Raw genomic sequence first — 21415 nt, forward strand, 5'->3', positions numbered from 1 at the left:
GGCGCGCCGGCGGCGGCCAGCGCATGCGCCAGCGCCGCGGGGTCGCGCACCGCCAGCCCCTTCGACCACCGACGGCCCGAGGCCAGCACCAGGTCCGCGCCGCTGCCGGGCCAGGGCAGGCGCCACGTTCGCACGCGGGTGATCGAAGCCAGCGGCACGGCAATGCGTTGGTCACGCGCGTCCAGCACCAGGTCGCTGCCCTCGACGCTGGCCAGCGCGGTGAACCAGCGGCCCAGTGCCCACGCGGCCACCAGCGGCAGCGCCACGGCGTAGCCAAACAGCTGCAGCTGCTTCAGCGACTGCACCTGGAAGCCCATGCGCAGCCACATGTCGAGCACCAGCCACGCCAGGCCCAGCGCGGCACCGACGCGAAGCGCCGCCATCGCGGCGCGGGCGGCGGGCGGCAGCAGCATCACGCGGGCGGGCAAGGCGGGCGCGGCCTGGCGCTGGCGTGCCGCATGCCGCGCGGCGAAGGCCAGCGCGGCCAGTGCGGCGAGGAACCCCAGCGCCACGCGCCCCACCCAATCACCCCAGCGCACCATCAGCGTCGGCGTTGGGTCATGGGCGGGCAGTTCCGCGGTCAGCACGGCCTGGTCGCCCATGGCGGTGTTGGCCAGTACTTCGCCGGTGTCGTCGATCACGGCGCTGAGGCCATTCGTGGTCACGCGCACCTGCGGCAGCCGGGTCTCGATGCTGCGGAAGGCCGCCACCGAGAGATGCAGCCGCGCGCCCGCCGGGTAGTGGGTGAACCAGGAATCGTTCGACATGCCGACGATGGCCTGCGCGCCCAGCCGCGCGCCATCGATCGCCAGCCGGCCGCGCGTGTCGTCCAGGCAAATCAGCGGCAGCACGTTCACTTCGCGGCCGTCGGCGGTGCGCAGCGGCATCACGCGGACGCCGTCGCCGGGGCGCCAGCCGCCTGCCCAGGGCAGCAGGCGCCGCAGCCAGGCGTGGTCGAGCCAAGCCGGCACGTACTCAGTGAGCGGGAAGGGCGTGGCCTTGCGGTAGAAGCCCAACAGCCCGCGACCGGGCTCGAGGAAGGCGGCGGCGTTGTATTCGCCGGCCTCGTCCAGGTCGTAGGTGCCGAACACCAGCGGCACGCCGGCGGCGTCCACGAAGCCCTGGATCTCGCGGTCCAGCGCCGCGCCGTCTTCGCTGCGCGGATGCGCGAAGGTCGTCGGGTAAACCGTCTCCGACCACAGCAGCACGTCCGCGCCGTGGTCGCGCAGCGCCGACCAGGACAGTTCGTAGTGGGAATCGAGCACGCGGCGCACCACGCCGTAGGCGCCGATCTCCCGGCGCAGCTGCTCGTAGTTCGTGATGCTGGCCTGCACCATCGCCACCTTCAGGCGCGGCACGTCCGGGCCCGGCGCGGGCAGGGTGCCGAGGCGCCACTGGCCGTAGCCGGCCATCGCCGACAGCACCGCCAGTGCGGCGACCAGTGGCTTGCCGAATGCACGCATGCCTTCGCGGCGCCGGGTGATCGCCAGCGCGATCGCTTCGTTCACCAGCAGCATCAGCACGGTCAGCAGTGCGCCGCCGCCCAGGTCCGCCGCCTGCCGCAGCGTGGCCGAGGGATGCAGCCCGTGGCCCAGCGTGTCGCCCAGCAGCTTCGGCAGCGCCCACTCCACGCCCACCCACGCCGCCGCGCCGGCCAGCGCGCGCAGCACGGGGCCGTGGCGACGCCCGGCGAGGTGCCGAACCAGCGCGAACGCCACGATCTGCGGCTGCATCACGGGCGCCAGCACCAGCAGCACCGCGATGCCGACGCCTGAACCCAGGCCGGTGTAAGCGCCGATCGCCGCACCGAACCATACGAACACGGCCGCGACGAAAGCCAGGCTCATCAGCACGCCGCTGGCCAGGGCAGCACGCATGCTGCCGGCGCCGCCCGACGCGCCCGGCGCCAGGCCGGCGCCAGCCCCCATGCCGCGCGCGCCGGCACCGCGATCCATCGCCAGCAGCCACGGCACCAGCGCCACGAAGCCGAGCATCCCGGCCACGCCACCGCGCGCGTAAAGGCCCAGCAGCAGGGCGCTGAGCAGCACACCGGCGATGCCGCGCCAGCGCGGCGAAACCCGCGACACGAAATTCAATTCAGCGCGCTCCCCTCACGGCCTCAGCCGGCCGGCGGAATGCGCACCCGCCGGATCGGCAGGTCGGGCGGCGCCAGCTCGGGCGGGACCACGCGGTCGGCGGGCATCGTGATCGGCCGGCCATCGGCGTCGAACAGGGTGAAGTCGGGCGCGAACATCAGGATCGGCTCGATCGCCAAGCCTTCGTCGGTGAACTGGTGGTGGCGCACGTAGCCGTCGGGCAACGGGTAGTCCTCGGGCACGGCCAGGCCCTCGAGCGGCGGGCTGGTGCCGGGCGGATCGAAGGCGCCCAGGCCGGTGCGGATGCCCAGGTCGTGCAGGGCGCCGATCACGTCGGCGCCGGTCGGCTCGGGGTCGCCGGGCCGGAAATAGGTGGCCAGGTCGTTCGGATCGTCGGAGGGCAGCTCGGCCACTTCGGCCGGGGCGGCAACGGCGGGCCGCGAGGCCACGACGGGTGCAGGGCCGGACGCGGAAGGCGCCGCGATGGAAACCGCCGGAACCGGCGCTGTCGGTGCGGCAGGCGCCAGCAGCAGCCAGCCACCCACGAACACCGCCAGCACCGCCACCGCCACCGCCAGCCCGGGAAGCAGGAGCCGCGACGCGGCCCCTGCCTTCGCACTCACGCGCACGCCGTCGCCGTCCGGTCCGGACGGCGGGGCGGGCGGCTGGCGCGGTTGGGTCACGGCGCGGCCGGGTTGTAGACCGAGATCGCCCAGCCCATGCGCTCATGGCCGAGCTGGTTCCAGATCGGGCTGCGGCCGTTGGTGAAGCTGGTGTAGCGCGCCGCGCCGGTGCCGGTGGTGCCGCCCCAGAGGCCGGCGCTGACCGTGCCGCCGGTGTAGGTTGGGTGCACGTTGTCCGACTGGATGTAGTCGAAGCTGCTCGAGGACGACACGAAGTGCGTGTTGGCATCGCGGACGGTGCCGCGCAGGGTCACCGAGACGCGGTTGACGTAGCTGGCCTCGCTCTCGCCCGGCACGTAGCGCAGCGCCTCGGAATCGACCACGCCGTCGCCGTTGCTGTCGTAGTCCGCGCCCATGTACTGGGCGAAGCTGTCGGCGCACTGGAAGCCCTTCAGCCGCGCCTGGTCGCACATCGACCAGTTCATCTTCGCGATCGCCGGCAGGAAGCGGTCCTGCATGCTCACCGTCTGGCCGGTGCTGGCGTCGCGGCAGCTGCTCTGTACGTTGTCGGCCGCGTAGCCCGGGTAGTACAGGTTGGAGATGACCTTCAGGCGGGTGTTCGGGTGCGCGTTGGCGTTGATGAAGTCCATCGCCCGGCCCACGTACAGGCGGCAATTGGCCACCGCGGTGTCGAGCACCGCGTAGTTGCAGGTGCCGGACTGGCCCTTGAAGCTGGTGCGGGCCTGCAGGCCGTCGTTGCCGCACATCTCGAAGGTCACCACGCGGGTCGAGGCCGCCTGCATGTACGAACGCTCGTTGACGATCTTGCTGTTGTAGACGTCGCTGGCGATGGCGCCCGACTTGGTGCGGCGCACGCTCTCGATGTCGGCGTTCCAGCGCGCGGCCAGGTACTCGGCGTCCACGGTGGGCGCGGCGTACTTGGCGGCGTTGCTGACCGAGCCGTTGTAGCCGGCGTAGATGGAATCGCCGTAGGCGACGATGCGGTACTTGGCGGTGGTGCCGGAACGGTCGATGGTCCAGGACACGTTCTGGTTGAGCGTGTTCGCCAGGGCCGGGCCGCCAACGGCCAGCAGGACGGCCGCCGACAGGCACCGCATCGCGGTGCCGCGGTTGTGCATGTTCATCAATGTCTCCCCTTCGAGTGGTGTACGCCACGGACGCCGGACGGCGCCCGCCTTGTTCGACGAAACCTGACGCGATGGGGACGACCACTGGACACGGGTTCGTCCTTCCCCTTTCCACCGCCCGCCGGACGCTAGCGTACGGTCGGGGGGCAAGCAATGTGCGGTGCAGCACGTTTCCGGGCGGGGCCCGCGCCCCCCGGGGGGCGCCGGGGCGAGAAAGCACGGACTACCGGCTTGCATTGGCGACAGGTAGAGTCGGCGCATCGCGGCGTCGTTCAGGCTTTCGGGGGAAAGGCATGGGATTGGCGGGTTTGACCCTGCTGTTGGTCGAGGACCACGGCTTCCAGCGCCGGCTGGGCCTGCGCCTGCTGGCCGACCTGGGGCTGACCCGCCTGCACGAGGCCGCCGACGGCTTCCAGGCCCTGGACCTGCTGCGCGCCCTGCCCGACCCGCCCGACGTGGTGCTGGTGGACCTGGACATGCCCGGCATGGACGGCGTCGAGTTCATCGGCATCGTCGCCCAGGAGCGCCTGGCCCACTCCATCGCCGTGGTCAGCGCGATGGAGCCGGCCCTGCTGCACACCGTGCAGGTGATGGCCAAGGCTTCGGGACTGCGCGTGCTGGGCTGCATCGAGAAGCCGCTGACGCCGGGCAAGCTCACCACGGTGCTGTCGCTTTACGAGGCCGAGGTGATCGGCGGCCAGGTCGCGCTCGACATCGACGTGACGCTCGACCAGGCGCGCGAGGCGCTGGCGCGCGGCGAGATCGTCCCGTGGTTCCAGCCGCAGGCCGAATTCGGCAACGGCAAGATCGTCGGCGTGGAAGCGCTCGCCCGCTGGCGCCTGGCCGATGGCCGCATGGTGCCGCCGGCCGTGTTCGTGCCGGTGATGGAGGCAGGCGGCCTGATCGACGAGCTGACCAGCCTGATGCTGGTGCAGTCATGCGCCTGGTGGAAGCGCTGGCGGGCGCGCGGACTGGACCTGAAGGTCTCGGTCAACGTCTCGGCCCAGAATCTCACCGGCCCGGAGGTGGCCGACCGCTACGAGGCGGTGCTGCGCGAGCATGGCCTCAGCCCCGACCAGGTGGTGCTGGAAATCACCGAGAGCTCGGTGATGAGCGACACCGCGCGCGGCCTGGGCATGCTGGCGCGGCTGCGGCTCAAGGGCTTCGGCTTGAGCGTGGATGACTTCGGCACGGGCTATTCCTCGCTGTCGCAGCTCTCGCAGATCCCCTTCACCGAACTCAAGATCGACCGCGGCTTCGTCAGCGGCGCGCCTGGCCAGCCGCGCAAGCGCGCCATGATCGAAACCAGCCTCGACCTGGCCCGCAAGCTCGACCTGAGCGTGGTCGCCGAGGGCGTCGAGACCATCGAGGAGTGGCAGCTGCTGGCCCAGCTCGGCTGCGATTTCGCCCAGGGCTACCTGATCTCGGCGCCGGTGCCGGGCGAACAGCTCCCGGATGCCATCCAGCGCTGGCGCCAGACCCATCACTGACCCGGCGATGCCGCGCCCGGGCCAGAAGTTCGGCATCCGCATCCAGCTGCTGGGCCTGTTCGGCCTGCTCCTGCTCACCGGCGCCGGCGTGCTGGCCCTGGACGAATACGAGCGGCAGCAAAGCCAGCGCGCGCTGGAGTCGCTCAAGGACGAATCCCTGGCCGGCCTGCGCCGCATCAAGGCGGTGTCGGATGCCTACGGCCTGGACATCGTCGACACCACCTTCCGCGTCCGCAACGACCTGATCACCTGGGAGGAGGGCGTGCAGGTCGTCGACCACGCCCGCCTGCGCATCCGCGAGCACTGGGCCGCGCTGGAGCAGATGCCGCTCACGCCCGACCAGAAGAAGCTCTACGAGCAGATCACCCGCGCACGCACGCGCGCCGACACCGCCGCGCAGACGCTGCGCGGCATCCTCGAGCAGAAGGACATCGTCGCGCTGGCGCGCTTTGCCGACACCGAGCTTTATCCCGCCATCGACCCGGTCACCACGCGCATGAAGCACCTGAGCGACCTGGAGATGATCGAAGCGGAGCAGAAGGTGCGCGAGCAGGAGGCCCGGACCGTGCGCGCCGCCTGGCTGCGCACCCTGGCCAGCCTGTTCACCCTGGTGGTGGTGGCGCTGGTGGGCAGCAAGCTGGTGCGGAACGTCTACAAGGGCGTGGAAAGCCTCACCGCGCTGGCGCAGCAGATGCGCCGGCACGACTACCAGGCGATGCCGCGGTTCCATCCCGAGGGCGAGCTGGGCGAGGTGATGGACGTGTTCCTGGTGATGCGCGACGACGTGCGCAAGTTCGAGCACGAGCTCAACCAGCAGCTGCTGCGCAACGAGCAGGTGCGCGAGGCGCTGCAGGAACGCGAGGTGTTCCAGCGCTCGCTGTTCGCGGCGGCGCGGGTGGCGATCATCTCCTTCGACCTCGAGCTGCGGGTCACCACCTTCAATCCCCATGCCGAACGGCTGACCGGCTTCCGCGCCGAGGACTTCCTCGGCCAGCGCAGCATCGGCCGCCTGCTGCTGCCGGCCGAGGTCGGGAAGGTCACGGCCGAGCTGACCCAGGCCCTGGACCGGCCGATCGCGGCCGGCAATGGCCTGATACCGCTGCTGGTCGTGCAGGGCTCGCCGCCGCGGGAGTGGACCTTCGTGCGCAAGGACGGCAGCCACGTGCCGGTGCTGCTGGCCACCTCGGCCATGCGCGACGGCAGCGGCAAGATCGTCGGCTACATCGCGGTCGGCACCGACCTCACCCAGATCAAGCAGCTCGAGCAGCAGCTGCGCGCCAGCGAGGCGCGTTCGCGCGAGGCCAGCGAGGCCAAGTCCAGCTTCGTGGCGGCGATGAGCCACGAGATCCGCACGCCCATGATCGGCGTCACCGGCATGCTGGAAGTGCTCTCGCACAGCCCGCTCGACGACGACCAGCGCCGCACCATCCAGGTCATCCAGGAGTCCGCGCGTTCCTTGCTGCAGATCATCGGCGACATCCTCGATTTCTCGAAGGTCGAGGCCGGGCGGTTGGAGCTGTCGCCCATCACGGTGTCGCTGCCGGCACTGCTGCGCTCCACCGTGGCGAACTACAGCGGATCGGCCTCCAGCAAGGGCCTGGTGCTGACCTGCGAAGTGGACGACCGCATCGGGCCGGCGCACGTGGCCGACGGCCTTCGGCTGCGCCAGGTGCTGGGCAACTTCCTGTCCAATGCCATCAAGTTCACCGAGTCGGGCATGGTCGAGGCCGCGCTGGAGTGGAAGGGCCGCGCCGGCGATGGCGACCGGGTGTGCTTCCGCATCACCGACACCGGCATCGGCGTCACGCCCGAACAGCAGGCGCGGCTGTTCCAGCCGTTCTCGCAGGCGGAAGGCAGCACCACGCGGCGCTTCGGCGGCACCGGGCTGGGCCTGGTCATTTCGCGTCGCTTGGCCGAGCTGATGCAGGGCGAGGTCAGCATGGACAGCACGCCGGGCGCGGGCACCACGCTGCGGCTCGAGATCACGCTGCCGCGCGGCCGGGTCGAGGACCTCGAGCCCGAGACCGTGCCCGAGGCGGACAAGGGCTTCCTGGCGCGGCCGCTGCCGTCGGTCGCCCAGGCGCTGGCCGAGCGCAGCCTGGTGCTGATCGTTGACGACCACCCCACCAACCGCCTGGTGGTGGCGCGCCAGCTGGCGCTGGCCGGCTACGCCAGCGAATCGGCCGAGGACGGCGTCAAGGGCCTGGCGGCCTGGCGCACCGGCCGCTACGCGCTGGTGCTGTCCGACGTGCACATGCCCGAGATGGACGGCTATGAAATGGCGCGCGCCCTGCGCGCGGAGGAAATGCGCGACGGCAAGCCGCGCACCCCGCTGATCGCGCTCACCGCCGCCGCCCTCAAGGGCGAGGCCGAGCGCTGCCTGGCGGCGGGCATGGACGAGTTCCTGGCCAAGCCCGTCAGCATTCCCGAGCTGGTGGCCTGCCTGCGCCGCTGGATGCCGCACACCGAGCCGCTGGCGGGCGAGGTGATGCCGTCCCCGCTGCCGCAGGCGCACGGCGACCCGACGCCGCTGGACGGTTCGGTGCTGGACATGATCACCGGCGGCAATCCGAACGAAGCCCGCGCGGTGATGGCCGATTTCCTGGAGGCCACGGCGTCCGACCTGCAGGGACTCGCCGCCGCGCGTGCGGCCGGCGACCTGGAGCGGCTGGCGCGCCAGGCGCACAAGATCAAGGGCGCCGCGCGCCTGGTGGGCGCGCATCCGCTGGCCGAAGCGGCATCGGCCGCCGAGGCTGCGGCCAAGTCAGCCGACTGGGCGCAGGTGCTGCCGCACTGCGCGGACGTCGAGACCGCGGTCCAGCGGCTCAAGCGCCACGTCGCCGACCGCTGGGGCTGAGGGCCTCAGTAGCCCGCGGCCTGGCCGTCCTTGCGGCTCTCGCTGGCGCCGACGTACACCCCATTGTCGTGGTCGCGCATGATCGCCTGGTAGCCGCCGTAGGGGCCGTCGGCGAACTCGATGGTGTGGCCCTTGCGCATCAGCGCACGGATCACTTCGTAGTCGAAGCCGGTTTCGAGGTTCAGCACGCCGCCGTCGGTCATTGCCACGTTCTGGCCGGCCGGCTCGGTGCTGCCGTCGTGCTGGATGCGCGGCGCGTCGCCGGCTTCCTGCAGGTTCATGCCGAAATCCACCAGGTTCATGATGATCTGCGCGTGGCCCTGCGGCTGCATCGCGCCGCCCATCAGGCCGAAGCTGATCCACGGCTTGCCGTCCTTGGTCGCGAAGGCCGGGATGATGGTGTGGAACGGGCGCTTGCCCGGCGCGAACGAATTCGGGTGGCCGGCCTTGAGCACGAACTGTTCGCCGCGGTCCTGGAAGATGAAGCCCAGCCCGGGCGGCGCCATGCCGCTGCCCATGCCGCGGTAGTTCGACTGGATCAGCGAGACCATCATGCCGTCCTTGTCGGCGGTGGTGAGGTAGATGGTGTCGCCCTGCTGCAGCGCGCCGGCGTCCACCGCGCGCGCGGCGCGGTCGGGGTTGATCAGCTTGCGGCGCTCGGCGGCGTAGTCCTCGGAAATCAGGCGCGCGGTCAGCGCCGCGGCGGCCTGGGCCTGGGTCTGGCCGCGGGCCGGCGCCGGGAAGAAGGCCGGGTCGGCGTACCAGCGCGCGCGGTCGGCAAAGGCCAGTTTCTTGGCTTCGGTGAACAGGTGGATGTGCTCGGCGCTGCCGAACGGGATCTTCGAGAAGTCGTAGCCCTCGAGGATGTTGAGGATCTGCAGCGCGGCGATGCCCTGGCCGTTGGGCGGGATCTCCCACACGTCCACGCCGCGGTAATTGGTGCTGACCGGCTCGACCCATTCACCGGTGTGCGCGGCCATGTCCTCGTAGCCCAGGAAGCCGCCGTTGGCCTTGAAGTAGTCGCCGATGGTGCGGGCGATGTCGCCCTTGTAGAAGGCGTCGCGGCCTTCGCGGCCGATCGTCTCGAGCGTGTTGGCGAGGTTGGGGTTGCGCCACATCTCGTTCTTGCGCGGCGCGCGCCCGTCCACCGTGAACTGCTCGGTGAAGCCCGGCCACTTCGACAGCACCGGCACGCTGCGGTTCCAGTAGTAGGCGATGGTCTCGTGCACCGGGTGGCCCTTGCGGGCGTAGTCCACGGTGGGCTGCAGGACATCGGCCATCGGCAGCTTGCCGAAGCGGCCGTGCAGCGCGAACCAGCCGTCCACGGCGCCCGGCACCGTGACCGGCAGCGGGCCGTGCGGCGGGATGGCGGTGTAGCCCTTGTCCTGGAACCACTTCAGGCTCAGCGACTTCGGCGAGCGGCCGGAGCCGTTGTAGCCGTGCAGCTTCGCGGTCTTGGGGTCCCAGACGATGGCGAAGAAATCGCCGCCGATGCCGTTGCCGGTCGGCTCCATCAGGCCCAGCGCGGCGTTGGCGGCGATCGCCGCATCCACCGCGCTGCCGCCGCGGCGCATCACGTCCAGCGCGATCTGCGTGGCCAGCGGGTGCGAAGTGGCGGCCATGGCCTCGGGCGCGATGACTTCGGAGCGGGTGGCGAAGGCGTGGCCGGTGATCCGGTCCGCGCCCTGGCTGGCGGGGGTGGCCAGGACCGCGCCGAGGGCGGCGGTCAGCAACAGGCAGGTGGGCAGTACTTTCATCAGTGGGCTCCGGGCGGCGACTGGGGGAAGATAGCGCAACCCCCACCCCGCGAAAGCGAAGGAACCGTGATGCGTGCCTCCGTCCTGTTGATCTCCTGCGTGCTGGCCGTCGCCGGCTGCAGCCGCGAGCCGGCCGCGCCCGAAGCGCCCGCCGCCGTCCAGGCCGATCCGGCCGCGGTCGCCGCCGAGCTCGACGCCCTGCTGGCCGAATGGCACGAGTCCGAACTCAAGGCCAACCCGATCTTCGCCACCGCGCTGGGCGACCTGCGCTACAACGACCAGCTGCCGGACCTGTTCTCGGCGGAATACCGCGCCGAACAGGAAGCCCGCGAGCGTGATTTCCTCGCCCGCGTGCAGGCCCTGGACCGCAACGCGCTCAGCGGCCAGCACCGCCTGAGCTACGACATCTTCATCGCCGACCGCGAGTCCTCGCTGGCCGGCAACCGCTTCCCCGGCTGGATGCTGCCGGTGAACCAGTTCGGCAACTACGGCAGCTTCGTCGCCCAGCTCGGTTCGGGCCAGAGCCTGCAGCCGTTCAAGGAGGTCAAGCACTACGACGACTTCCTGGCCCGCATCGCCCGCTTCCCGGTGCTCAACGACACCGCCATCGCCAACCTGCGCGAAGGCATCGCCGCCGGCGTGGTGCAGCCGGTGCCGGTGGTCGAGAAGTCGATCCCGCAGTTCGGCGCGCACGTGGTCGACGACGTCGAGCAGAGCGTGTTCTGGGGACCGATCGAGAACATGCCGGCCGAGTTCCCGGCCGCCGAGCGCGAACGCCTGACCGCCGCCTACCGCGACGCCATCGCCAACACCCTGGTGCCGGCCTACGCCAAGATGCGCGACTTCCTGCGCGACGAATACCTGCCCAAGGCGCGCGAAGGCGTCGGCCAGATGCACCTGCCGGACGGCAAGGCCTGGTACGCGCACAACGTGAAGGTAAACACCACCACCGACCTGACGCCGGAAGAGATCCACCAGTTCGGCCTCGAGGAAGTCGCGCGGATCCTGGCCGAGATGAACGCGGTGCGCGAGCAGGTCGGCTTCCAGGGCGACCTGCCGGCGTTCTTCGAGCACCTGGGCACGGACGACCAGTTCTACTTCAAGACCGAGGAAGAGGCGCTGCAGGCCTATCGCGACGTCCAGAAGAAGATCAACCCGCGCCTGGAACAGCTGTTCGACATCTTCCCCAAGGCCGACTATGAAGTCCGCCCGGTCGAGGCCTTCCGCGCCGCGTCCGAGGCCGGCGCGTCCTACCAGGCGCCGTCGCCGGACGGCGCGCGCCCGGGCGTGTTCTACCTCAACACCCACAACCTGCGCGCGCAGCCGAACTTCCTGGTCGAGACGCTGTCGATCCACGAGGCCTCGCCGGGCCACCACTTCCAGATTTCGATCCAGCAGGAAGTCGAGTCGCTGCCGGCTTTCCGCCGTTTCGGTGGCTACACCGCCTATGCCGAGGGCTGGGCGCTGTACGCCGAGTCGCTGGGCAAGGAAATGGGCCTCTTCACCGACCCCTACCAGTGGTACGGCCGCCTGAGCGACGAGCAGCTGCGCGCGATGCGCCTGGTGGTGGACACCGGCCTTCACTACTACGGCTGGGACCGGCAGCAGGCGATCGACTACATGCTCGCCAATTCCTCGATGGCCGAGTCCGACGTCATCGCCGAGGTCGAGCGCTACATCGTGATCCCGGGCCAGGCCCTGGCCTACAAGGTCGGCCAGCGCGTGATCCGCGAGCTGCGCGAGGAAGCCGAGGCCGAGCTGGGCGACAAGTTCGACGTCCGCGCCTTCCATCGCCAGGTGCTAGTGGACGGCGCGCTGCCGATGGGCGTGCTGCAGACCAAGATCCGCGAATGGATCGCGGCCGAGAAGGCGAAGCAGGCCTGATCGATGGCGTTCGACGCCTTCGCGCTGATCCTGTCGATGCTGGCGCTGGGACTGCTGTTCCAGCGCCTTCGGCTGTTTCCCGACAACGCGGCGGAAGTGCTCAACAAGATGGTGCTGTACGTCTGCCTGCCGGCCTCGGTGCTGATCTATGCGCCGCGGCTCGAGCTCGGGCCGCAGGTGCTTGCGGTGGCGGCGGTGCCTTGGCTTCTCCTGGTCGCGACGGTGGTGCTGGTCACCGGCGTCACGCGCGTGCTGAAGCTGCGTCCGGACGAACATGCCGTGCTGCTGCTGTGCGTCGCGCTGGGCAACACCAGCTTCCTCGGCTACCCGCTGGTGCGCGCACTGCTGGGCGAGGGCGCGCTGCCGTACGCAGTGATCTACGACCAGTTCGGCGCCTTCCTGATCCTGTCCACCTTCGGGCTCTACGTGCTCGCGCGCTACGGCGGCGACGCGAAGCCGACGGCCGGGATGATCGGCCGGCGCATCGTGACCTTTCCGCCCTTCCTCGCGCTCGTCGTGGGCCTGACCGTGATGCCCGAAGCGCCCCCGGCCTGGATTGCGGGCGGCCTGCAGCGCCTGGCCGACGCCCTGCTGCCGCTGGTGGTGCTAGCGATCGGGCTGAGCCTGAAGCTGGCGTTGCCGCGCGATGAGCTCAGGCCGCTCGCCGCCGGCCTGGCGCTGAAGCTGGCGGTAATGCCGCTGCTCGCGCTCGGCATCGCCCGGGCGTTCGGCATGACCGGCGGGACGCACGACGCCGTGGTGCTGGAGTCGGCGATGCCACCGATGATCACCGCCGCCGCGCTGGCGATATCGCACCGGTTGGCCCCCGGCCTCGCGGCCGCGATGGTCGGCTATGGCATCCTGCTCTCGTTGGCCACGCTCCCCGCCTGGACCTGGCTCCTCCAACGCCTCCTGTAGGAGGGACTTCAGTCCCGATGCGCTTCGGCGAGAATCATCGGGAATGAAGTCCCTCCCTCACTGCGCCTCTCCCGGTCCTTGAAATGAGCGAGCCAAATCCAAACCCCGGCGTCCGCTTCCCGCCGCCGCTGATCTTCCTGATCGGCCTCGGCGCCGGCCTGGCGCTGGACCGCTGGCTGTTCGAGTGGCTGCTGGTCAGTCCGTCCCGGGCGTGGTGGCTCGACCTGCATGCGGCGGGCTTTGGCCTCGTGGCGATCTGGCTGATCGGCAGCGCGCTGGGCGGGTTCCGGCGCAAGGGCACCGATCCGAGGCCGTGGCGGGAAGACAGCGCGCTGGTGGTCGAAGGCATCTACCGGCACACGCGCAACCCGATGTACGTGGGCATGGCGATGGCCTACGTCGCGATCACGCTCGTGCTCAACACCCTGTGGCCGCTGCTGACGCTGGGACCGGTGGTGTTCGTGATTCACCACTACGTCATCGGTCGCGAGGAGGCCTACCTGCACCAGCGCTTCGGCGCCGACTACGCCGACTACTGCGCAAAAGTCCGCCGCTGGATCTGACCGCCCCTTGCAGGAGGGCCTGAAGGCCCTCCTGCAAGGGGCGGGTGCGATCAGTCGGCGGGGACGGTGCGGGAGCGGGCCCACTCGCGCAGCGCGTTGACCTGCTCGGCCATCAGCACGCTCAGCGGGCGGGTGTTGCGCACTTCCTCGAGCACGCGGGCTTCGTCCACCGGGGCCTGCGCGGCGTGGGCGGCGTAGAGCGCGCTGACCACGGCCTGCTCGATCTCGGCGCCGGAGAAGCCATTCGCCGCCTCGGCCAGCGCGTCCAGCGAGAAACCTTCCCAGTCCACTTCACGCTTGGCCAGGTGGATGCGGAAGATCTCGGCACGGGCGCCGTGGTCGGGCAGGTCGACGAAGAAGATCTCGTCGAAGCGGCCCTTGCGCAGCAGCTCGGGCGGCAGGTCGTTGACCGCGTTGGCGGTGGCGACCAGGAACACCTTCGACTTGCGCTCGGCCATCCAGGTCAGGAAGTAGCCCAGCACGCGCCGCGACACGCCGCCGTCGTCGCTGCCGCCGGCACTGGCCAGGCCCTTCTCCAGCTCGTCGATCCACAGCACGCAGGGCGAGATCTGTTCGGCCGAGGCCAGCGCGTCGCGCAGGTTCTTCTCGGTTTCGCCGTGGTACTTGTTGTACAGCGTGCCGAAATCCAGCCGCACCAGCGGCACGTTGAAGCCGCCCGCCACCGCCTTGGCCGCCAGCGACTTGCCGCAGCCCTGCACGCCCAGCAGCAGGATGCCCTTGGGCGGGTCCAGGCCGACCGGCAGCGCGGCGTCGCCGGTGAAGGCGGCGCGGCGCTGGCCGACCCAGGCCTTCAGGCGCGCCAGGCCGGCCACGTCGCTGAAGCGCGCGGTGTCGTATTCGAAATGCAGGTTGCCGGACTTGTTGAGCAGCTCGAACTTGAGCTTGGCCAGTTCGGGCAGGTCGTCGGCGCAGATCACGCCATCGCGGAAGATCAGGTGCCGCGCCAGCCGGCGGGCATCCACCAGCGACAGCCCGCGCAGGTTGCGCACGATCATCGCCAGGGCGTCCTTGTCCACCTCGACGCGCTTGCCGCCGTGCTCGCGCATGTACAGCGCGGCCTCGTCCTGCACCAGCTTCAGCAGCGCGTTCTCGTTCGGCAGCTTCAGCGAGAACCGCACGGCCAGGTGTTCGAGGTCCGGCGGCAGCTCGATCTTCGCGCCCACCAGCACGATGCTGTGGTCCTTGCAGTCGCGGCGGTCGATCATCTCGCGCAGCATGCGCTGCGTCGTCGCATAGCCCAGGTAAGGATGGAAATCGAGCAGCAGGTGGATGCCGCGCTGGTCCATCGCGCGGATGGTGCGCAGGGTGGTGGTGGCATCGGGCGGCGCGATCGGCGCGTCCTCGCCGTCGAGGTCGATGCGGCGCAGGCCTTCGGTGATCGACCAGCGGTACAGCGGCCGCCACACGTTCATGAGCAAGTGCCGGAACAGGTCCACCACCCGGCCTTCGTCGGGCGTCTCGATCACGATCAGCGCCGTGTTGGCGCGGACCAGGGAAGTGAGGTCCTGCAGCTCGCTCATCGGGGGTCCTTCCGTTGAAGGGCGTGATGATACCGGCTGCGCTGCGCTCAGCCCACGTCTATCTCGGGCCCGGGCCGGCGCCACTTCAGCAGTGCCGCCGCCATTCCAGGCAGGCGTCCCCTTCGCGGCCTGACCAGATCGGGCGGTCGCCCGGCGTGACTTGGCGCGCCGGCTTCTGGCAAGGTGCGAGTCCGGCGGGCTGGCCGACCCGGGCGTGTTGCCCGTCGCGGTCGCGCAGGCCGCCTCCACCCAACTCCGACACTGGATCGACATGCCCGCGAGAACGCCGTTCACCAGCCAGTCCGCCGCGTTGATCATTGCCCTCCTCGCGGCCATGCATTCGATTGTCGCGCTGGATCTTTTCTTCAACTTTCTCCCGGCGACCAACGAGTTCGTGGCCATGTGGGGCATGGCCCTTTGGGCGAAGATCCTTTGGGCCGTCATGTGCCTGGTCGGCGCGGGGGCCGCTTTCCTGCTCTATCGGCGCGCCTGGCTGGGTCTTATCGGGGCCCTGGTCTTCTGCGCCTGCCTCTACGTCGCAAGCATCGAGCTTTGGGGCGGGGTGAAGGGCGGCTTCTGGCTGGCTGTCGTGGCAACAGCGCTGGCCGCGATGGGCGCGGCCCGCTCCCGATCGGCCCGCCCGGCGCCCCTTGGGGACGTGCCTGCGCGGCTTGCCAAGGTTCCTCCGGCATTCCTTTGTTTCCCGTGCCTGTTCTCGTCGGCGTTCACCGCGATGATCTGCCTGAACTGCCTCGTTTACCTCGGCGCCAAGCTGATCCTGGGCGCGTCGTGGGAACGCAGCGATGTGATCGTCGCCGTGTTTGGCGTGGCGATGGCTCTGCTGGCCGTGCACTTCTTCCAGCGCTTCCGCCAACTGCGAAACACGCCCCGGGCCTGAAAATCGTCCCCGCGGGCCGTCCTGTTCAGGCCTGCGGGTTCCGCGCGGGCAGACATTGCCGCTGGTCTAGGCGGGCCGCCCCGCGCTGGCCAGAAGTCTCCGTGCGATCGCCACGCCGGCCTCGCGGCCGTCGTGCACCGCAGTCACCACCAGGTCGGCGCCGCGCACGTTGTCGCCGCCGGCGAAGAGCTTGGGATGCGAGGTCGCGCCGGTGGCGTCGGTCACCACCCGACCCTCCGGCGTCAGCGCCAGCCCGAAGTCCGCCCACCACGCCGCCGGGCTGGCGCGGAAGCCGAAGGCCAGGATCACCACGTCGGCGGGCAGCACCGCCTCGCTGCCGGGCACGTGTTCGGCGGGCTGGCCGCGGCCGCCGCTGGCGCGGGTCTCGACCACGCGCACGCCACTCACCTGCTGGCCGCCGTCCACGCGCAGGCCCGCTTCGATCGCCAAGGGCTGGCGGTTGAACAGGAAACGCACGCCTTCCTCGCGCGCGTTCTTCACCTCGCGGCGGGAGCCGGGCATGTCGGCTTCGCCGCGTCGGTAGGCACAGCTGACCTCCGCGGCGCCCAGCCGGATCGCCGAACGCACGCAGTCCATCGCGGTGTCGCCGCCGCCGAGCAACAGCACGCGCTTGCCGCCCAGTTCCAACGCGGGGTCTTCCGGCGACGGCATCCCGAGCTGCCTGCGCGCGTTGCCCACCAGGAACGGCAGGGCCGGCAACACGCCGGGCAGGTCCTGGCCGGGCAGGCGGCCGTCCACCGCGGTGTAGGCGCCGGTGCCCAGGAACACGGCGTCGAAGTCGCGCACCAGTTCGGCGCCTTTGGCCGCATCCACGTCCACGCCCAGGTGGAAGCGCACGCCCATCGCCTCGAGCACGCCGCGCCGCGTGGCAACCACGTGCTTTTCCAGCTTGAAGGCCGGGATGCCGAAACTCAGCAGCCCGCCGATCTCCGGATAGCGGTCGAACACATGCGCCTCGATGCCCGCGCGCGCCAGGCGGTCCGCGCAGGCCAGGCCGGCGGGACCGGCGCCGATGATGGCGACGCGCCGGCCGCTGGGCTTCACCGCGGACAGGTCGGGCCGCCAGCCTAGCCGGAACGCCTCGTCCACGATGTACTTCTCGATCGACCCGATCGTGACCGCCTCGAAGCCGGTGTTGAGCGTGCAGTCGCCCTCGCACAGCCGGTCCTGCGGACAGACCCGGCCGCAGATCTCCGGCAGCGGGTTGGTCGAGTGCGCCAGCTCCGCCGCCTCGAACAGCCGCCCCTCGCGCACCAGCGCCAGCCAGTCCGGGATCGGGTTGTGCACGGGGCACTTCCACTCGCAGTAGGGATTGCCGCAGTCCAGGCAGCGCGCGCTCTGGTCGGCCGCCTCGGGCGCTGCGAACTGGCCGTAGATCTCCTGCCAGCCCAGCACGCGCGTATTCGCCGGCAACTCGCGGGGCATTTTCCGCGGCAGCTCGAGGAACTGGAACGGCTTGGCCTTCATGCCGCGTTCCTCAGCGTTTCGGCCAGCTGTTCCAGCGAGGCGGCCTTCGGCTTCACCAGCCAGAAGCGCCCGGCCACGTCGCGGAAGTCCTCCAGCAGGCCTTCGGCCAGCACGCTGCCGGTGTGCTCGACGTGCGCCCGCAGCAGGCCGCGAAGGTGGTGGCGGTGGTGCTCCATGCCTTCGGGCGTGATCCGCAGCACGTCGATGAGTTCGTGGTTGTAGCGGTCGACGAAGTCGCGCTCCATGTCGAGCACGTAGGCCAGGCCGCCGGTCAGGCCGGCGCCGAAGTTCAGGCCGGTGCGGCCCAGCACCACCACCACGCCGCCGGTCATGTACTCGCAGCCGTGGTCGCCGATGCCTTCCACCACCGCCTGCGCGCCGGAGTTGCGCACCGCGAAGCGCTCGCCCGCGATGCCCGCGGCGTACAGCTCGCCGCCGGTTGCGCCGTATAGGCAGGTGTTGCCCATGATTGGTGCCTGCGCGGCCACGAAGCGCGACGCGGCGGGCGGCCGCAGCACGAGGCGCCCGCCCGCCATGCCCTTGCCGACGTAGTCATTGGCATCGCCGGTGAGGTGCAGGTGCAGCCCGCCCGCGTTCCACGCGCCGAAACTCTGGCCGGCGTGCCCGCGCAAGTGCACGGCCAGCGGCGCCTCGGCCATGCCGGCGTCGCCGTGCACGCGCGCGATCTCGCCCGAGATGCGCGCGCCGATGCTGCGGTCGGCATTGCCGACGTCGAAGTGGAACTCGCCGCCCGCGCCGGCGTGGATGGCGGCGCGCATCTCGTCGAGCATGCGTTCGGCCAACCGGCCGGTGTCGCGTGGCGGGTTGCGGGCTTCGGTGCAATGGCGCGCGGCGTCGCCGCGTCCGTCCGCGGCCGCGAGGATCGGCGACAGGTCGAGCTTGCGCTGGCGCGCGGTGATGCCCTCGGCCTGCACCAGCAGGTCGGTGCGGCCGATCAGGTCTTCCAGCCGCGCCACGCCGAGCGTCGCCAGCCAGCGGCGCACGTCCTCGGCGACGAAGCGGAAGAAATTCATCGCCATCTCGGGCAGGCCGGTGAAGTGGTTCGCGCGCAGCCGCGGGTCCTGGGTGGCCACGCCGGTGGCGCAGTTGTTGAGATGGCAGATGCGCAGGTACTTGCAGCCCAGCGCCACCATCGGCGCGGTGCCAAAGCCGAAACTCTCGGCGCCCAGGATTGCCGCCTTCACCACGTCCAGGCCGGTCTTCAGGCCGCCGTCGGCCTGCAGCCGCACGCGGTGGCGCAGGTCGTTCATGCGCAGCGTTTGCTGCACTTCGGCCAGGCCCAGCTCCCAGGGCGTGCCGGCGTGGTGGATGGACGAGATCGGCGAAGCGCCGGTGCCGCCGTCGTGGCCCGAGATCGTCACCAGGTCGGCGTAGGCCTTCACCACGCCGGCCGCGATGGTGCCCACGCCGGCGTGCGAGACCAGCTTCACCGACACCAGCGCGGTCGGATTCACTTCCTTGAGGTCGAAGACCAGCTGGGCCAGGTCTTCGATGGAATAGATGTCGTGGTGCGGCGGCGGCGAGATCAGGCCGATGCCGGGGCGCGCGTGGCGCAGGCGCGCGATCATCGCGTTGACCTTGTGGCCGGGCAGCTGGCCACCCTCGCCGGGCTTGGCGCCCTGGGCGATCTTGATCTGCAGCACCTCGGCATTGACCAGATACTCGGGCGTGACGCCGAAACGGCCGGAGGCGACCTGCTTGATCTTGCTGCGCTTCTCGGTGCCGTGGCGGGCCGGGTCTTCGCCGCCCTCGCCGGAGTTGCTGCGGCCGCCCAGGCGGTTCATCGCGATCGCCAGCGCCTCGTGCGCTTCGGGCGACAGCGCGCCCAGCGACATGCCGGCGGAATCGAAGCGGGCCAGGATGGCTTCGGCGGGCTCGACGTCCTCCAGCGGAATCGGCGCGATGCCGGCCCGCGGCACCAGCAGGTCGCGCAGCGCCGAGGGCGGGCGGCTGTCCACGTGGTCGGCGTAGGCGAAGTAGTCCGCCGGATCACCGCTGCGCACCGCGCGCTGCAGCCCGGCGATCACGTCCGGGTTGTACATGTGGTACTCGCCGCCGACCACCAGCTTGTGGCGGCCGCCCGGGGAAATGTCGGTGGTGTCGGTCCAGGCTTCCGCGGCCAGCGCGCGCGCCTCGGCCTCCAGCTCGGCGAAGCCGGCACCCTGCAGCCGGCTCACCATGCCCGGGAAGCAGCGCGCGACCACCTCGTCCGCCAGCCCGACGATCTCGAACAGCTGCGCGCCGCGGTAGCTGGCCACGGTGCTGATGCCCATCTTCGAGAGGATCTTCAGCAGGCCCTTCTTGATGCCGCGCCGGTAGCTGCGGCCGAGCTCGGCGGGCTCGTTGCCGAGCTTGCCGTCCACCACGCCCGCACGGCCGAGCGCCGACAGCGTCTGGTAGGCGAGGTAGGGATAGACCGCCGTGGCGCCGACGCCGATCAGGCAGGCCATTTGGTGCGCGTCGCGGGCGCTGCCGGTTTCGACGACGAGGTTGGCGCGGCAGCGCAGGCCGGCCGCCGAAAGGTGGTGGTGCACCGCGCCGGTGGCCAGCAGCGCCGGCACGGCGGCCGCGCCTTCGCGCGGGTAGCGGTCGCTGAGCAGCACGAGCACCGCGCCCTTGCGCACCGCCGCCTCGGCTTCGGCGCACAGCCGGTCCAGCGCGGCTGCCAGCGGCTCCGACGCGTCGAAGCACAGATGCAGCAGCGCGTGCGCGTCCGCGAACTGCTCCAGCGCCAGCAGCTGCCGCAGCTTGCGCTGCGACAGGATCGGCGAGTTCAGCATCACCTGCACCGCGTTCGCGGGGCTGTCTTCGAACACATTGCCTTCGGGGCCGAGCTGGGTCGCCAGCGACATCACCAGCTGCTCGCGCAGCGGATCGATCGGCGGGTTGGTCACCTGCGCGAAGGCCTGGCGGAAATAGTCGTACACCGGCCGGATCTGTCGCGACATCACCGCCACCGGCGTGTCGTCGCCCATCGAACCCGTAGCTTCCTGTTCGGTCTCGGCCAGCACGCGCAGCTCGGCCTCGCGCTCTTCCCGCGTGAGCTGGAACAGTTTCTGGAAGCGGCGCAGCGTCGGCGCGTCGAAGGGCTCGGCCGCCAGCGAAGGATCGACCAGGCTGGTGCTCAGGTAGGTCACGCCCTGCTTCAGCCAGGCCTTGTACGGCGCGCGCGCCTTGTTGATGTCGTCGATGGCGTGGGTGTCGAGCAGCTTGCCGCGCTGCAGGTCCACGGCCAGCATTTCGCCCGGGCCGAGCTTGCCCTTGGCCACCACGTCGGCGTCGGCGACGTCGTAGACGCCGGTTTCCGAGGCGACCACCAGCGTGCGGTCGGCGGTGAGCAGCCAGCGCGCCGGGCGCAGGCCGTTGCGGTCGAGCGTGCAGGCGGCATACCGCGCATCGCACATCACGATGCCGGCCGGGCCGTCCCAGGGGTCGAGCGACAGGCCGTAGTACTCGTAGAACGCGGCGAGGTCCGGGTCCTTGTACTCGAGCGACGCCGTGGCCGGCGGCACCAGGATGCGGATCGCCTGCAGCAGGTCCATGCCGCCGGCCAGCAGCAGCTCCAGCAGGTTGTCCAGGCTCTGCGAATCCGAGCCGTCCTCGCTCACCAGCGGCTGCAGCGCGGGCAGGTCCAGGTGCGGCGACACCCAGTGCGCGGCGCGGGCGCGGGCCCAGGCGCGGTTGCCCTCGATGGTGTTGATCTCGCCGTTGTGCGCCAGCAGCCGGAACGGCTGCGCCAGCTTCCAGGCGGGCGCGGTGTTGGTGGAGAAACGCTGGTGGAACACCACCACCGACGCCGCCAGCTCGGGCCGCGCCAGGTCCGGGTACAGCGAGGCCAGCTGGTCCGGCAGCACCATCGCCTTGTAGCCCAGCGTCGCCGCCGACAGCGTGGCGACGTAGAAATCGTCCTGCGCCGCGAGCGCCTGTTCGGCCGCGCGCCGCGCCAGGAACAGCGCCCGCTCGAAGCCCGCCACGTCCAGCCCGCCCGGCGTCCGCACGAACACCTGTTCGATACGCGGCAGCCCGCGCAGCGCGATGTTGCCGCAGCCTTCGCGCACCACCGGCACTTCGCGCCAGCCGCCCACGGCCAGCCCGCGCGCCTCCAGCGCCGCCGCCAGCCCGGCGCGGCAG

General features: G+C 70.7%; 13 protein-coding genes. 6 read left to right on the forward strand and 7 right to left on the reverse strand.

All coding sequences use genetic code 11. The annotated features are described in order from the left end of the window. The 3 genes from lnt to Q0C12_RS10675 all read right to left on the reverse strand — a co-directional run. On the reverse strand, positions 1–2087 hold a 2087-nt coding region (lnt, locus tag Q0C12_RS10665; protein ID WP_290890083.1), incomplete at its 3' end, for an apolipoprotein N-acyltransferase. 32 nt (positions 2088–2119) lie between these two features. Next, on the reverse strand, positions 2120–2779 hold the full coding sequence (locus Q0C12_RS10670; protein WP_290890086.1) for a hypothetical protein: 660 nt from the start codon (positions 2777–2779) through the stop codon (positions 2120–2122). Continuing rightward, positions 2776–3864, reverse strand: a complete 1089-nt coding sequence (locus tag Q0C12_RS10675; protein WP_290890089.1) for an SGNH/GDSL hydrolase family protein — start codon at positions 3862–3864, stop codon at positions 2776–2778. Before Q0C12_RS10675 ends, Q0C12_RS10670 begins: the two co-directional genes overlap by 4 nt. Before the next feature lie 296 nt (positions 3865–4160). Between Q0C12_RS10675 and Q0C12_RS10680 the strand changes: the two genes are divergently transcribed. Then, positions 4161–5357 carry an EAL domain-containing response regulator gene (locus tag Q0C12_RS10680; protein WP_290890092.1) on the forward strand — a complete coding sequence of 399 codons (1197 nt, stop codon included), beginning with the start codon at positions 4161–4163 and terminating at the stop codon, positions 5355–5357. Between the two features lie 7 nt (positions 5358–5364). Beyond that, the gene (locus Q0C12_RS10685) at positions 5365–8214 is read left to right on the forward strand and encodes an ATP-binding protein (protein ID WP_290890095.1); all 2850 of its coding nucleotides are present in this window, start codon (positions 5365–5367) and stop codon (positions 8212–8214) included. 5 nt (positions 8215–8219) lie between these two features. Here Q0C12_RS10685 and ggt read toward each other — a convergent pair whose 3' ends face one another. Continuing rightward, positions 8220–9971 (reverse strand): gamma-glutamyltransferase, encoded by a 1752-nt coding sequence (gene ggt, locus Q0C12_RS10690; RefSeq protein ID WP_290890097.1) that lies wholly within the window; start codon positions 9969–9971, stop codon positions 8220–8222. Positions 9972–10040: 69 nt separating this feature from the next. Here ggt and Q0C12_RS10695 point away from each other — a divergent pair, with 69 nt between their 5' ends. From Q0C12_RS10695 to Q0C12_RS10705, 3 genes are all read left to right on the forward strand, one after another. After that, positions 10041–11855 carry a DUF885 domain-containing protein gene (locus Q0C12_RS10695; protein WP_290890100.1) on the forward strand — a complete coding sequence of 605 codons (1815 nt, stop codon included), beginning with the start codon at positions 10041–10043 and terminating at the stop codon, positions 11853–11855. Positions 11856–11858: 3 nt separating this feature from the next. Further along, on the forward strand, positions 11859–12773 hold the full coding sequence (locus Q0C12_RS10700; protein WP_290890103.1) for an AEC family transporter: 915 nt from the start codon (positions 11859–11861) through the stop codon (positions 12771–12773). Between the two features lie 83 nt (positions 12774–12856). Continuing rightward, complete coding sequence (locus tag Q0C12_RS10705; protein ID WP_290890106.1) at positions 12857–13336, forward strand: isoprenylcysteine carboxylmethyltransferase family protein; 480 nt, start codon at positions 12857–12859, stop codon at positions 13334–13336. Between the two features lie 50 nt (positions 13337–13386). Here the strand turns inward: Q0C12_RS10705 and Q0C12_RS10710 are convergent, their stop codons facing one another. Beyond that, positions 13387–14877 carry an AAA family ATPase gene (locus Q0C12_RS10710; protein WP_290890109.1) on the reverse strand — a complete coding sequence of 497 codons (1491 nt, stop codon included), beginning with the start codon at positions 14875–14877 and terminating at the stop codon, positions 13387–13389. A gap of 217 nt (positions 14878–15094) precedes the next feature. Between Q0C12_RS10710 and Q0C12_RS10715 the strand changes: the two genes are divergently transcribed. Continuing rightward, positions 15095–15775, forward strand: a complete 681-nt coding sequence (locus Q0C12_RS10715) for a hypothetical protein (protein ID WP_290890111.1) — start codon at positions 15095–15097, stop codon at positions 15773–15775. 66 nt (positions 15776–15841) lie between these two features. On the opposite strand, the gene Q0C12_RS10720 is transcribed toward Q0C12_RS10715, so the two are convergent. Then, the gene (locus Q0C12_RS10720; protein ID WP_290890113.1) at positions 15842–17263 is read right to left on the reverse strand and encodes an FAD-dependent oxidoreductase; all 1422 of its coding nucleotides are present in this window, start codon (positions 17261–17263) and stop codon (positions 15842–15844) included. Next, on the reverse strand, positions 17260–21415 hold a 4156-nt coding region (gltB, locus tag Q0C12_RS10725), incomplete at its 5' end, for a glutamate synthase large subunit (RefSeq protein WP_290890116.1). The genes gltB and Q0C12_RS10720, both read right to left, overlap by 4 nt.

It is taken from the genome of Arenimonas sp., from assembly GCF_022842045.1.
Lineage (GTDB): Bacteria > Pseudomonadota > Gammaproteobacteria > Xanthomonadales > Xanthomonadaceae > Arenimonas.

Coding starts and splice junctions, on each gene's coding strand:
- Q0C12_RS10680 (WP_290890092.1), top strand. CDS start 4,161: ATGGGATTGGCGGGTTTGACCCTGCTGTTGGTCGAGGACCACGGCTTC.
- Q0C12_RS10700 (WP_290890103.1), top strand. CDS start 11,859: ATGGCGTTCGACGCCTTCGCGCTGATCCTGTCGATGCTGGCGCTGGGA.
- ggt (WP_290890097.1), bottom strand. CDS start 9,971: ATGAAAGTACTGCCCACCTGCCTGTTGCTGACCGCCGCCCTCGGCGCG.
- Q0C12_RS10720 (WP_290890113.1), bottom strand. CDS start 17,263: ATGAAGGCCAAGCCGTTCCAGTTCCTCGAGCTGCCGCGGAAAATGCCC.
- Q0C12_RS10710 (WP_290890109.1), bottom strand. CDS start 14,877: ATGAGCGAGCTGCAGGACCTCACTTCCCTGGTCCGCGCCAACACGGCG.
- Q0C12_RS10705 (WP_290890106.1), top strand. CDS start 12,857: ATGAGCGAGCCAAATCCAAACCCCGGCGTCCGCTTCCCGCCGCCGCTG.
- Q0C12_RS10675 (WP_290890089.1), bottom strand. CDS start 3,864: ATGAACATGCACAACCGCGGCACCGCGATGCGGTGCCTGTCGGCGGCC.
- Q0C12_RS10685 (WP_290890095.1), top strand. CDS start 5,365: ATGCCGCGCCCGGGCCAGAAGTTCGGCATCCGCATCCAGCTGCTGGGC.
- Q0C12_RS10695 (WP_290890100.1), top strand. CDS start 10,041: ATGCGTGCCTCCGTCCTGTTGATCTCCTGCGTGCTGGCCGTCGCCGGC.